Source organism: Bradyrhizobium sp. U87765 SZCCT0048, assembly GCF_018131225.1.
In the GTDB taxonomy this organism is placed as follows: Bacteria; Pseudomonadota; Alphaproteobacteria; order Rhizobiales; family Xanthobacteraceae; genus Bradyrhizobium_A.
The window spans coordinates 265,669-278,891 of sequence record NZ_JAFCMM010000005.1 but is presented as its reverse complement, the minus strand read 5'-3'; the positions used below and the strand labels follow the sequence as shown (position 1 = coordinate 278,891).

11 protein-coding genes are annotated in these 13,223 nt (G+C 68.4%); 3 read left to right on the top strand and 8 right to left on the bottom strand.

Going from position 1 to position 13,223, the window contains the following annotated elements; genetic code table 11:
• Positions 1-11 precede the first annotated feature (11 nt).
• Positions 12-1,298, top strand: a complete 1,287-nt coding sequence (locus tag JQ639_RS27955) for an MFS transporter (RefSeq protein ID WP_211962572.1) — start codon at positions 12-14, stop codon at positions 1,296-1,298.
• Here the strand turns inward: JQ639_RS27955 and JQ639_RS27950 are convergent.
• Positions 1,255-2,154, bottom strand: coding sequence for an alpha/beta fold hydrolase (locus JQ639_RS27950; RefSeq protein ID WP_211962570.1), 900 nt, complete (start codon positions 2,152-2,154; stop codon positions 1,255-1,257). The genes JQ639_RS27955 and JQ639_RS27950 overlap by 44 nt on opposite strands.
• 92 nt (positions 2,155-2,246) lie before the next feature.
• Here JQ639_RS27950 and JQ639_RS27945 point away from each other — a divergent pair, with 92 nt between their 5' ends.
• On the top strand, positions 2,247-3,035 hold the full coding sequence (locus JQ639_RS27945; RefSeq protein WP_211962568.1) for an IclR family transcriptional regulator domain-containing protein: 789 nt from the start codon (positions 2,247-2,249) through the stop codon (positions 3,033-3,035).
• 508 nt (positions 3,036-3,543) lie between these two features.
• Here JQ639_RS27945 and JQ639_RS27940 read toward each other — a convergent pair.
• From JQ639_RS27940 to JQ639_RS27930, 3 genes are all read right to left on the bottom strand, one after another.
• Positions 3,544-4,299, bottom strand: a complete 756-nt coding sequence (locus JQ639_RS27940; protein WP_211962567.1) for an alpha/beta fold hydrolase — start codon at positions 4,297-4,299, stop codon at positions 3,544-3,546.
• Between the two features lie 80 nt (positions 4,300-4,379).
• The gene (locus JQ639_RS27935; protein WP_211962566.1) at positions 4,380-6,008 is read right to left on the bottom strand and encodes an FAD-dependent oxidoreductase; all 1,629 of its coding nucleotides are present in this window, start codon (positions 6,006-6,008) and stop codon (positions 4,380-4,382) included.
• 32 nt (positions 6,009-6,040) lie between these two features.
• Positions 6,041-7,519: an amidase family protein gene (locus JQ639_RS27930; protein ID WP_211962565.1), complete on the bottom strand. Its 1,479-nt coding sequence runs from the start codon at positions 7,517-7,519 to the stop codon at positions 6,041-6,043.
• A gap of 207 nt (positions 7,520-7,726) precedes the next feature.
• Between JQ639_RS27930 and JQ639_RS27925 the strand changes: the two genes are divergently transcribed.
• Positions 7,727-8,761, top strand: coding sequence for an aldo/keto reductase (locus JQ639_RS27925; protein ID WP_211962564.1), 1,035 nt, complete (start codon positions 7,727-7,729; stop codon positions 8,759-8,761).
• Positions 8,762-8,773: 12 nt separating this feature from the next.
• Here the strand turns inward: JQ639_RS27925 and JQ639_RS27920 are convergent, their stop codons facing one another.
• The 4 genes from JQ639_RS27920 to JQ639_RS27905 all read right to left on the bottom strand — a co-directional run bounded on the left by JQ639_RS27920 (position 8,774) and on the right by JQ639_RS27905 (position 12,939).
• Positions 8,774-9,370: a TetR/AcrR family transcriptional regulator gene (locus JQ639_RS27920; protein WP_211962563.1), complete on the bottom strand. Its 597-nt coding sequence runs from the start codon at positions 9,368-9,370 to the stop codon at positions 8,774-8,776.
• A 50-nt stretch (positions 9,371-9,420) separates the two neighbouring features.
• A complete protein-coding gene (locus JQ639_RS27915) occupies positions 9,421-11,037 on the bottom strand; it encodes an MFS transporter (RefSeq protein WP_211962562.1) in 1,617 nt (538 codons plus the stop codon).
• Positions 11,038-11,116: 79 nt separating this feature from the next.
• Positions 11,117-12,574, bottom strand: coding sequence for an amidase family protein (locus JQ639_RS27910; protein ID WP_211962561.1), 1,458 nt, complete (start codon positions 12,572-12,574; stop codon positions 11,117-11,119).
• The gene (locus JQ639_RS27905) at positions 12,574-12,939 is read right to left on the bottom strand and encodes a DUF1330 domain-containing protein (RefSeq protein ID WP_211962560.1); all 366 of its coding nucleotides are present in this window, start codon (positions 12,937-12,939) and stop codon (positions 12,574-12,576) included. The genes JQ639_RS27910 and JQ639_RS27905 overlap by 1 nt, the downstream gene beginning before the upstream one ends.
• Between the last annotated feature and the right edge of the window lie 284 nt (positions 12,940-13,223).

Genomic DNA, 13,223 nt, shown 5'->3' with positions numbered 1-13,223 from the left:
CCGGAGGACCCATGCGAACCAAATGGACGATGCTGACGCTGTGCTTTGTCGGCGTGCTCATCAACTACATCGACCGCACCAATTTCAGCCTCGGCGCGCCTCTGATGGCGCGCGAGCTCGGCTTCAGCCCGGCCACCATGGGCCTGCTGCTTGGCGCGTTCTACTGGCTGTACACGCTGGCGCTGCTGCCGGTCGGCGCGCTGATGGACCGCTTTGGCGTGCGCACCATCTATCCCGCAGCGATGATCTTCTGGTCGCTGGCCTCGGCGGCCACCGCGCTCGGCCAGGGCGTCGCTTCGATCTTCACCGCGCGCCTGTTGATGGGCGGCGGCGAGTCGGCGTCGTGGCCGGCCAACGCCAAGGTGGTCAGCCGCTGGTTTCCGCGGCCGCAACGCGGCACCGCGACATCGCTGTGGCACGCCGGCATCGGCATCGGCTCGGCGGTGTCCTATCCGTTCGTCGCCTACCTCATCGCCACGTTCGGGTGGCGCGCCTCGTTCGTCATCACCGGTTTCATGGGCGTGGTGTTCGGCCTGATCTGGATCATCGCCTACCGCGATCCCAGGGTCGCCGAGGATGCGGCGCCTTCACCGGCTGCTGCACAGCCCGCAGCATCACGCCGGCACGCACCGTGGTGGACGCTGCTGCGGCAGAAGACGGTGCTCGGCCTCGCCATCGGCTTCTTCTTCGTCAACGTCATCAATTCGTTCTTCCTGCTGTGGTTTCCGCTCTACCTCAGCGACGCGCGCGGCTTCTCGCTGAAGCAGATCGCGACCGTCGGCGCGCTGCCGTCGGTGTCGGCGATCGTCGGCGGCCTGCTCGGCGGCGTCGTGGCCGACGCGCTCTACAGGCGCGGCTGGTCGCTGACCGCGGCACGCAAGACCTGCCTCGTCGGCGGCTTGATTGCCTCGTCGCTGATCGGCCCGGCGGCGATGACGGCGGACATTCCGCTCGCCATCGGGTTGTTCTGCATCGCCTATGCCGGCATCGCCTTCACCAGCTCCAACCTGCAGGCGCTGCCGCCGGAGGTGGCTGAGAGCGCCGACCGCGTCGGCACCGTGGCGGCGATCCAGACCGTCGGCGGCACATTGGCCGGCATCATCTCGAGCTGGCTGATCGGCGTGGTCGTCGAGATCAACCACGGCTCCTATGTCGCGCCGACGCTGGCGGTGGCCGCCTGCGCGCTGCTCGGCGCGCTCAACTACCTGTTCGTGGTCGGCCGCATCGGACCCGATGCGGCCACCACGGCAGCGGTCACGCCGGCCACGTTCGCGCCAGGAATGGCAGAACCGCGCTGAGCACCTCCGCGGGCGTCTCCTCGGCGAGGAGATGGCCCGCGGCGATGGTGTGCCCCTCGACCGCGTCGGCCCAGCCGCGCCACACAGCGACCGGATCCTTGTCGAACATCAGCCGCCCCTCCTCCCACAGCACCTGCACCGGGCAGGCGAGACGGCGGCCGGCGGCGCGGTCGGCAATATCATGATCGAGGTCGATGCCGGCGCCGGCACGGTAATCCTCCATCATCGCATGACGCACCTCGGGACGGCGAAAGGCGTCGCGATAGGCGGCGACCGCCGTCTCCGACAGGCGGTCGCGGAAGCGCGCCATCTTGCGCAGCGTCCATTCCAGAAAGTAGTCGGGATCGCCCGCCAGCAGCCGCTCGGGCAAATCATAGGGCTGCGCGAACATGAACCAGTGCCAGGCGCCGAGCGCGAACGCCTTGTCGACCCGCTCCCACATCTCGATCGACGGAATCACGGTCAGCGAGACGAAGGCCGCGACTGCATCGGGATGATCGAGCGCCAGGCGATAGCCGACCCGCGCGCCGCGGTCGTGGCCGATGATGGCGAAGCGATCGAAGCCGAGATGCCGCATCACCGCGCGCTGGTCGGCGGCCATTGCGCGCTTGGAATAGTGAACATGGCCGGCGTCGCCCCGCGGCCCGCGGCTGTCGCCATAGCCACGCAGGTCGGTCGCCACCACCGTGTAGCGCTCGGCAAGGCGCGGCGCGATGCGGTGCCAGGCGAGATGGGTCTGCGGATAGCCGTGCAGCAGCAGCAGCGGCGGCCCCTCGCCCGCGGTCCACGCGGCGATGCGCGCATCGCCGGTGTCGATGTCATGGCGCACAAAGGGCTCGAAAAGACGCTCGCTCATGGCTATTACTTTCTCACGTGGTGGCGACGATTGCTTCGTCGCCGGGTTGCGGACCGGCGCGGACGCTGCGCCCGAACAGGTTGATGACATCCATGGCCGACGCCTCCCCAACGATCCCTGACCGCGACGGCCAGAAATTCGTCGCTGGTTTCGCCCGCGGGCTCGCGGTGATCGAGGCGTTCGGGCCGGAGCACCGCAGCCTCAGCGTCGCCGAGGTCGCGGCCCTCACCGGCCTCGACCGTGCGGTGGCGCGCCGGCTGCTGCTGACCCTGGTGGAACTCGGGTTTGCCACCGTGGAGAAGAAACAGTTCGCGCTGACCAGCAACATCCTGCGACTCGGCTACACATATCTTGCATCCCTCGGCCTCGACAGCCGCCTGCAGCCACATCTCGACAAGCTGTCCGGCGTGGTCGGCGAAGCGGTGTCGGTGTCGGTGCTCAGCGGCAACGAGGTCGTGTTCGTCGCGCGCTCGGAAGCGCCCGGCGGCAGCATCGCCTATGTTCTCAAGGCCGGGCTCAAGTTGCCGGCGTTCTCCTCGTCGTCGGGCCGTGTGCTGCTGGCGGCGAAAAGCGACGACGACATCGCCGCGCTGCTGCAGGCGACGAAGATCGAGGCCCGCACGCCCAAAACCATCACCGACCGCAAACAGGTACTCGATCTCGTGCGCAAGGCCCGCGAGCGCGGCTATGCCACCAACGACCAGGAGCTGGAGCTCGAGCTGTTCGGCCTCTCCGTGCCGATCCGCAACCGCGCCGGCGGCACCGTCGCCTCGCTCAACGTCAATTCGCAGGCCCGCCGCGTCACCGCCAAGCGCATCACCGACACGCTGCTGCCGGCGATGCGCGTCTGCGCCCAGGACATTTCCGGCGTGCTGCTGTAGGGCGCGTCGCTGTAGGAGACGTCGATACAAGGCGCGCTGCTGCACGACATATTCGCTCCCTGCCGAAACGAATGCCGTCGCTCCCATGTCTGCGTCATGGCCGGGCTTGACCCGGCCATCCAGCTTCCCTGCCAATCCGCCCGAAAGCTGGATCACCGGGTCTCGACGCTTGCGCGTCGGCCCGGTGATGACGCCGAGAGATGGGACGCGACGCATACACTGATCGCACTGATCAGGCCTCATCCTTCGAGACGCCCGCTGCGCGGGCTCCTCGGGATGAGGAGTAGATGTACGCGCGGCCCGCTCAGAACGATGCTTACGCCGCATTATTCCGTCATGGCCGGGCTCGTCCCGGCCATCCACGTCTTCGCTGCCGTTCGTCAAAAAAGACGTGGATGCCCGGCACAAGGCCGGGCATGACGGAGAGAACAGGATCGTCTGCGCGAGTGAGGATCATCGTAGCCTACGCTTAGAGGAACGAACGGCGACAACAGCCTCTCATCCCGTGTCACGAACCGATCAACTCCTGCAACGTCTTCGCCAGCAGCTCCGGCGCCGACACCATGACATCATGGCCCTGCTGCAGCTCGACATAACGCCAGTCCGGCGCGGCCTTGATGCGGGCGCGGGTGGCGTCGAAGACGTCCAGCTTGGGCGCCATGCAGGCGATATAGGCCGGATGCGGCGGATGGGCGTGGCGGCCGCCGAGGTCGAGCGGCTGCAGATAGGTCTTCGCCGGCTGCGGCGTCATGCGGCGTGTCACCCAGGCCGCTTGTGCCGGATCAGACAGGCCGAACACCGCCGCCGGCAGCGGCGGCAAGGTCGCGGCGCCGTCGTGCGCGACGCTATCACGGATCTCCTGCGCCCGGGCATCGCCGGCATAGGTCGCGACAACATCGCCATGCTCCGGCACGAAGGCGTCGAGATAGATCACCTGCGCGACCGTGTCCGGCAACCGCGCCGCGGCGCCGCGCACCACGAAGCCGCCATAGCTGTGGCCGACCAGCACGACGCGGTCGAGTTCCTCCGCCGTGATGTGCGCGACCACATCGGCGATATGGGTGTCGAGATCGACTGCCGCCGACTGCAGATGCGCGCGCTCGCCGAGCCCTGTGAGCGTCGGCGCCGAGACGCGATGACCAGCCGCCGCGAGCAGGCGCGCGGCATGCCGCCAACACCAGCCGCCGTGCCAGGCGCCGTGCACCAGCACGATGTCGCGGAGCTGCTGTGAAGATGCGGAAGGAAAGGCTGGAGTCGACGCCATCGCTTGTCCTTTCGTTGCCGCGAGCGCGACGCTCGCGGCCGTGAGCTGCAACACCCGCCGACGATCCATTGCGGCCTCCGTCACACCGCCGGCGGGCGGTAACCGCGGCGGCTGCGCGGCGTCAGCGCGCCATAGACCGGCCAGTGCCTGACGACGCCGAGGCCGTCGAGAAGCGCCTGAAAGTCGGCGAGATGGCCGGGCACCGCGCGCACGGCCGCCGCGGGCACTGCGCGCTGGAGCGCGAACGCCGCCAGCGCGCCGGCGGCCTCGCCAATGCTCCACTCCACCGGATGGACGCGATAGGCGCCGTTGGTGATGCGGGTGGTGCCGATGTTCTTGCACGCCGGAATGAGATTTTGGACACGCACCGGCAGCAGCGCACCGAGCGGGATCTCGAAGGGATAAGTGTCGATGTCGACGGTGTCGCGCGTGCCGGTGGTCGAGGGATGCAGGTCGATGCGGTACGCGCCGACGCCGACGCTGTCGACAAAGCTCTCGGCGCGGTCGTGACCGGGCCGCGCTGCCACACCGATGTGCTGCTCCAGCACGGTGAACTCAGCGCGGATGCGATAGCCCTCGCGATAATACGCCTGCTTGGCGAGACCGTCAGTGGTGCCGAGCACGTCGCCGCGTAGCCGCAGGCCGGCATAGCCGGTGCCGCCATCGGCGCGCGGCGCGTCGGTCTGCATCCAGTAGAGAAACGCGAGGCTGAACTGGCGGGCTTCGGCGAGCGCGGCCGCGCTCTCGTCCGCCGACACCCCGACCGCGGGCTTGAGCCAGTAGTCCATCTGCGGCCAGTTGGCGATGGTGATGTCGCTGGCATAGGCGCCGGGCAGGAAATTCCTGCGGTAAGCGATGCGGCGGGCATGCCAGAGGTCGAACAGATACTCCTCATCCGTATCGCCCGTGAACAGCTTGCGGTCGAGCGGGCGATGGGTGACATGATCGCTCACCGTCCAGCCGAACTGCGGCCCTGGCCAGAACGGCAGCGCGAGGTCGCGGAAGCGCGCGTAGTCCGCGGGCTTGTCGATGCGATGGTCCTCACCCGGCCGGTAATCGAGCGCGAAGCACCAGGTCAGCGCCTGCTGGTCCAGCGGATCGGCCGGGCCCGCGATGGCGTTGGGCTCGCCGGTGTCGGCCTGCGCCTCGGCGCCGACGACATGTTCGACACCGGCAAGCGGCAGCAGTTCGCCAGTCTCGGTGGCGTCGATCACGATGGCCGCGGAGATCACCACCGCACGACCGCTTTCGAGATCGAGCGCCTCGACGCCCCGCACGCGATCGCCATCGGTCGGCACCGCCGTGACGCGATGGCGCCGGAGGATCGTCAGCCGGCCGGCGCCGATGAACGGCGCCAGCAGCGCATCGATCGCGCGCACCGCCACGATCGGCTCGCAGCACAGCGTGCCGACATTGCCGCCGCCGGGATTGAGGATCAGCCGCGCCCGCGCTTCCGCTGTCAGCGGAGTGTGCGCGCGGTAGATCTCGCGGATCGCGCGGCGCAGCTCGGCATAGCTCTGCGAGGTGATCACGCTTTCCGCCCACGGATGCTCGTCGAGCGGCACGCCCTGGGCGGTGAGCTGGCCGCCGAGCCAGTCGAGCTCCTCGACCAGCACGACGCGGCGGCCGAGGCGCGCTGCGGTCAGCGCCGCGCAGACACCGCCGAGCCCACCGCCGACGACCACGATATCCGTTGCAAGCTCCGTCACGCTTCTCATTCCTCTCGTATCGGCCGATGTCGTTACTTCGTCGCCGCGGGCGGCGGCGGCAACCGCGGCAGCAGCGGCTCGACCGCAAGGCCGAGCGCCAGCAGCTCGCCGTCATGCTTCGGCAGTACCGCGAACGACACGCCGAGCGGCAGCTGCCGGCTCGACAGCCCCATCGGCAGCGTCAGCGCCGCCAGCGAGCCCTTGGTGAGGAAGTTGGTATTGTTGATGTAAGCCTTCCATGTCGGCAGCACCGCGCCGTCCATGGAGATGGTATCGTCGGAGCCTTCGATCGGCCGCGCATCGGTCAGCGTGGTCGGGAACGCGAGTGCCGTCAGCTTGTTGGCGGCGAAGGCATCGCGGAACACGTTCTCGATCACCGGCTTGAAGGTGAGCGCGACATCATAGGCCTCTCGCGTCGGGCTCGCCGGTCCGACGATCCGGGTCTGGTAATCCCTTACGAGATCAGGACTGCGAATTCCTGCGACCAGTTGATCGAACGACACGCCGACGTGATGGCGCGCGAGGAACGCCGGCACCTGCGTCTTCAGCTCATAGGGCGTGATCGGCCCGAAGCCCTTCTCCGCCTCGACGAGGCCGGGCAGATCGACGTCGATGACCTCGACACCGGCCTTCTTCAGTTGCACCAGCACATCCTCGAACCAGGCGCGGCTGTCCTTGTCGGCGACATCGACGAACAGGCGGCGCGGCACGCCGATGCGCAGGCCCTTGAGCGCTACGGGTGCGATCGTCTCGCTGCTCTGCGCCAGCACGGCGTCGACCAGGACGATGTCCGCGACCGAGTGGGCGATCGGTCCCAGCGTGTCGCGGGTCGGCGACACCGGGAGCACGCCGTCCATGGGGTAGCGGCCGACCGTCGGGCGATAGCCGATCGCGCCGTTGAGCGCCGCCGGGATCAGCACCGAGCCGCCGGTGTCGGTGCCGATGGCGATCGGCACCAGCCGCGCACCGACGGCCGCGCCCGCGCCGCCGCTGGAGCCGCCGGCGAAATCATGGGCGTCATAGGCGTTGCGCACCGGGCCGAATACGGCGTTGTTGCTGGTGACACCGCCGGCGAGCTCATGGAGATTGAGCTTGCCGACGATCACCGCGCCCTGGTCGATCAGGCGCTGCACCGCGGACGCCGTCTCCGTCGGCACGAAGCCCTTGGTCGCCGAGGTGCCGAAGGTCGCGCCCTGCCCGGCCACCAGCACATTGTCCTTGATCGCGATCGGCAGGCCGGCGAGCGCGCCCCGGCCCGCGCCACCGCTGCAGGCCGGCTGGTCCTTGGCCGCGCGGGTGCTGATGAAGGCGTTGTGGCCATCGGCGGCGATGCGCTGAAGCGTCGCCGTGGTAACCACACAGGCGTCCCAGGTCTTCGCGGCGACGCCGGCGACGATCTCGCGCGCCGACAGCGCGGTGATATCGGGTCCATCCGCCGCCAAGCCCGCGCCCCCCGCCACCATGCATCCCATCGTCGCCGCCATCGCCAGCCTCGCCCCGCGTCCGCCCATCGCCGTCTCCCTGCCGCACGCGCCGTTCGCGCCTGTTGGAGGGAAGCCTTATCGCCGGGCCTCCATCATGTCAAATTATCGCTCATATGTGCGATTATCGCACAAAATGCATTCGTGCCTTCAGTTCACAGATCATGTTCCCGCCTCTGGTCTGGCAGGCGACCGCGCGCTGGCCACATCAACGCGCTCAGACACAGGAGAACGACAATGGACTATCGGCGTCTCGGCGCATCCGGGCTCAAGGTGCCCGCCCTGTCATTCGGAGCCGGCACGTTCGCCGGCTCCGGCCCGCTGTTCGGCGCCTGGGGCACGACCGACGCGAAGGAAGCGCGGCGGCTCATCGACATCTGCCTCGATGCCGGGCTCAACCTGTTCGACACCGCCGACGTCTATTCCAACGGCGCGTCCGAAGAAGTGCTCGGCGAAGCCATCAAGGGCCGGCGGGACAAGGTGCTGATCTCGACCAAGACGACGCTGCCGATGGGCGATGGCCCCAACGACGCCGGCTCGTCGCGGCCGCGCCTGATCACCGCGGTCGACAACGCTTTGCGCCGCATGAACATCGACCACATCGACCTGCTGCAGCTGCACGCCTTCGACGCCTACACCCCGGTCGAGGAGGTATTGTCGACCCTCGACACCCTCGTGCGCGCCGGCAAGCTGCGTTATGTCGGCGTCTCCAACTTTGCCGGCTGGCAGTTGATGAAGTCGCTGGCGGCCGCCGAGCGCCACGGCTATCAGCGCTATGTCGCCCATCAGGTGTACTACTCGCTGGTCGGCCGCGACTACGAGTGGGAGCTGATGCCGCTCGGTCTCGACCAGAACGTCGGCGCGCTGGTGTGGAGCCCGCTCGGCTGGGGCCGTCTCACCGGCAAGATCCGCCGCGGCCAGCCGCTGCCCGCCGGCAGCCGGCTGCACCAGACCGCCGAGTTCGGCCCGCCGGTCGACGACGAGCGGCTCTATGCGGTCATCGACGTGCTCGATGCGATCGCGCAGGAGACGGGCAAGAGCGTGCCTCAGATCGCCATCAACTGGCTGCTGCGCCGCCCGACCGTCTCGTCCGTGATCATCGGCGCCCGCAACGAGGAGCAGCTGCGCCAGAACCTCGGCGCTGTGGGGTGGGAGCTGACCGCCGGGCAGGTCGCCCGGCTCGACGCCGCGAGCGAGGTCACCGCGCCTTACCCCTATTTCCCGTACCGCCGCCAGGAGGGCTTCGCGCGCATCAATCCGCCGGCGGTGTGAGGCCGGGTGTCGTCAGCGGGTGCGCGGCAACAGCGCGCGCAGGGCGATGTCGACGGTGCGTTCGAGATCGGCAAGCCTGGCGACACGACCGGTGACGCGCAGGCCCTGGCCGAAGCTGTAGAGAAACAGCGCGGTGTCAGCGGGATCGAGATCATCCGCGATCTCGCCGCTCGCCTGCCCGTCGCGGATCGCCGTGTCCAGCATCGCGCTGATCTGGCGCATGCCCGCCTTGATCAGGCGGGCGATGTCGGCGTCGTCGGGCCGCAGCTCGATGGTGGTGTTGGTGACGAGGCAGCCGCGCGGCCCCGTCGCCGTCGCCGAGACGTAGGAATAATGCAACAGCGCATCGCGCAGGTTCGCGATCACGTTACTCGACGCGCCAATGCGCTGGCGAAAGCGCGCGCCGGCCTCGGCGATATAGGATTCCAGCGCCGCCAGGAACAGCTGGTGCTTGTCGCCATAGGTGGCGTAGAGGCTGTTGCGGTGAACGCCGGTGGCCTCGACCAGATCGGCGATCGAGGTGGCGTGATAGCCGTTGTCCCAGAACGCCCGCGTCACCGCCGCGAGCGCGGTCTTTTCGTCGAACTGGCGAGGCCGTCCGGCCGTCATGGTTGCGCTCCGCGCTGATGAAGACGGAGGCCTCGCCACGCGATGGTCCGTCAACTGGCGATATCCCTATCGCTGGTTTCCGGCAGAAAGAAAAGCCCGACGACGAAGGTGCTGGCCGCGAACGCGATCGGATACCACAGGCCGAAGAACATGTTGCCGGACTCCGCATTCATCGCAAACATCGTTGCCGGCAGCAGCCCGCCGATCCAGCCCGTGCCGATCTGATAAGGCAGCGACATCGCGGTGTAGCGGATGTTGGTCGGGAACAGCTCGACGATGCCCGCCGCCGCCGGCCCCTGCGCCATCTGCGCCAGCAGCACCAGCACGAGCAGCAGGCCGATCACCTGCAGCGAGCGTCCCTGCAGCAGATCGGCCGCCGACGACAGCCGCAGGATCGCCGGATCGTCCGCCGCGGGATAGCCGGCGGCCTTGACGCGCGCGGCGAGATCAGCGGCGAACGAAGGTCCCGCCGTCACCGTGTCCCGCCCGATCGTCACCGTCGTCGGCGCGCCTGCCGGCAGTCGCACATTGGCGTAGGCGACCGAGGCACGCGCCAGCGTCGCCTTGGCGACATCGCAGGGGCTGGTGAATTTCGCCGTGCCTGCCGGATTGAACTGGAACGAGCAGGTCGCGGGGTCGGCGTTGACGCTGACGGGCACCGCACGCTGCGCATGATAGAGCGCGGGATTGACCAGTTCGGCAAGCGCGTGGAACAGGCCGAAATAAGCGACGACCGCGATGGCGCAGCCGGCGAGGATGATCGGCTTGCGGCCGATGTGATCGGACAGCCAGGCGAAGAACACGCAGCCGGCGGCGCCGAGGATCATCGCGGTGGCGAACAGCAGGTTCGCCGAATAGCCGTCGACCTTGAGCGTCGAGGTCAGGAACACCAGCGTATAGAACGTGCCGGTGTAGCCGAGCACCGCGGTCGCGGTGCTCATGCCGAACAGCGCGATCAGCGCGAGGCGGATGTTGCGCCAGCGGCCCAGCGCCTCGCGCACCGGCGCGCGCGACTGGCGTCCCTCGGCCTTCATCTTGAGGAACGCCGGGCTCTCCTTGAGCCGCAGGCGGATCCACAGCGACAGCACCAGCAGCAGCGCGGAGGCGAGGAAAGGAATACGCCAGCCCCATTGCTTGAACTGTGCATCGTCGAGCACGCTCTGAGTCAGCAGGATCACCGCCAGCGACAGCAGCAGGCTGAAGGCGATGCAGGCCGGGATCCAGCCGGTGTAGAAGCCGCGCCGGCCTGGCGGAGCGTGCTCGGCGACATAGATCGCCGCGCCGCCGAACTCGCCGCTGATCGCAAGGCCCTGCAGGATGCGCAGGGCGACGAGGATGATCGGCGCGGCAATGCCGATCTGGTCCGACGTCGGCAGCAGGCCGACGATCAGCGTCGATGCGCCCATGATCGCGATGGTGGTCAGGAAGATGTATTTGCGGCCGAACAGGTCGCCGAAACGGCCGAACACCAGCGCACCGAACGGGCGGACCAGAAAGCCGAGGGCGAAGGTCAGCAGCGCGAAGATGTTGCGCGTCGACTCGTCGAACGGGCTGAAGAACTTGGCGCCGATGATGGTGGCGAGCGCGCCATAGAGGAAGAAGTCGTACCATTCGAAGATGGTGCCGACGCTCGACGCGACGATGACCCGCCGCTCGTCCCTCGTCATCGGCGCCACCTGAACACGCGAGGATAAATTTTCCAAGGCCGACATTTTTCGTTTTCCCTCCCAACAAAGATCAAAGGCTTCAACCGGCCAGCGCGGCCTCGACCGCTCCCGCAAGCCGCAGCAACGCGTCGTCGCCGCCGGCCTCGCCCTCGAGCGCGACGCCGACCGGCAGGCCCGCCGGCGTCGATCCCGCGGGCAACACCAGCACCGGCGCCCCCGCGAGGCTCGCCGGCGCGACGGGACGACCGAACGCCTCACGCGCCGTCACCTGACGGCCGTCGATCACGACATCGGGGGCCGGCGAGACGAAGCGAGGATCGGCGGGCGGCGCGGCCATCGGCACAACCGGATGCAGCAATGCCGCAAGGCCATGACGCACGAATGCGGCGCCGCGAACGGCGCGCACCCGTGCGCTGCGGGCAAGCGCGCGAGCGTAGGCGTCATCATCCGCAGCGAGGTCGCCGAGCCGCAGGTCGCGCCCCGCCGCAACCACAAGCGCCGCCATCGACACCCCCGGCGCGTGGGCAGCGAGATAAGCCGGCAGCGTGCGCGTGGCGTCATGACGGATCAGAGCCGGCGCAACACCATCGATGAGCGCGGCGAGTTCCGGCATGTCGAGATCGACGAGCACCGCGCCATGGCGGGCGAGCCGGTCCCGGCCGATTTCGAAGACGCCGGCGACGTCGGCCGACAGGCCAGCGAGATGGACGTCCCGCACGACGCCGATGCGCGCGCCCCGCAAGGACGGCGCCGCGATGTGACCGGCAGGCACGGGCGCACCGCGCATCACCGCGTCGAGCAGAGCAATATCCTCGACGGTGCGCGCGAGCGGCCCGACCGTGTCGAGCACCGGGCTCAGCGGCATGACGCCGTCGAGGGGATAGCGCCCGAGCGACGGGCGGAAGCCGACGACGCCGCAGAACGACGACGGGATCCGGATCGAGCCGTTGGTGTCGGTGCCGATGGCCGCAGGCGCAAGGCGGGCGGCGACCGCTGCTGCGCTGCCGCCGCTGCTGCCACCGGCGATGTGGCCCGGCGCATGAGGATTAACGGTCGCGCCGAACACTGCGTTGTTGCCGGTCCAGCCCATCGCCAGTTCGTGGAGATTGGTCTTGCCGAGGATGACGGCGCCGGCCGCGCGCAACCGCGCGATCACCGCGGCATCGCATGTCGCACGATGGCCGCGCAGCGCCGCGGTGCCGCCGCTGGTCGGCAGCTCGCGCGTGTTGATGTTGTCCTTGATCGCGATGGGCACGCCGTGCAGCGGCCCGAGTGTGGCGCCCTCACGGCGCGCCGCGTCGGCGGCCGCCGCCGCGGCCAGCGTCGCTGCGGGATCGATGGCGATAAAGGCGTTGAGATCCGCGCGCTCCCCGCAACGTTGCAGCAGCACCGTGGCGTAACGTTCTGCCGTGAGATCGCCCGCGCGCAGAAGCTGCGCCGCCTGCGTCAGCGTCAGGGCAGCGAGATCCGCCGCATGGCCTTGCGGCGCGCGAACGGTCTCGCCCTGCAGCATCGGCCCCGCGGCGCCCATGGCCATCAGCGCCAGACCGCCGCGCCGCTGGCATCGACGCCGACATATTGCGGCGCGCCTTGCCCCTCGCCGCGCGACAGGCCCGCGATCGCGATGGCGCGCGCCGGCTTGCCTGCGGTGCCCGCGAGGCGCTTCTTCTTGAGCGTCTGGTTGGCATCTGAACGGTAATAGCGCTCGATGGCGTCGACGTCGGGAAACTCGACGATGACGAGGCGCTTGGGATGCCAGTCGCCCTCGATCGGGCGATAGTCGTTGCCGCGGACCAGAAAGCGGCCGCCGGCGGCGACGACATGTTCGGTGACTTCACGCTCGTATTCGTCGAGGCTCGGGCCGTTCTCCACATCGAGCTCGATCACGAAATAGGCCGGCATCCTCTTCTCCCTTATTTAGGAATTATCGTTCCTTATTTTGTATGAAGCGTCCATGACGCTGTCAAACGGATTCTTCCTCGCGTCACCGCAAACGCACGATGACGATGCTGTCGGCGCGCGAACATACGAACGAACACACGCGCGCCGTGCTTCCGCATATTTTTTGCGTCATCGCCGGGCGTGCGCGCAGCGGCGAGACAGCCCAAGCCGGATGTTTCCGGCTTGAGCCAACAAAAGAACGCAACTCGGCATAGCCGAGTTGCTATGGATCCAGCTTCAAATCA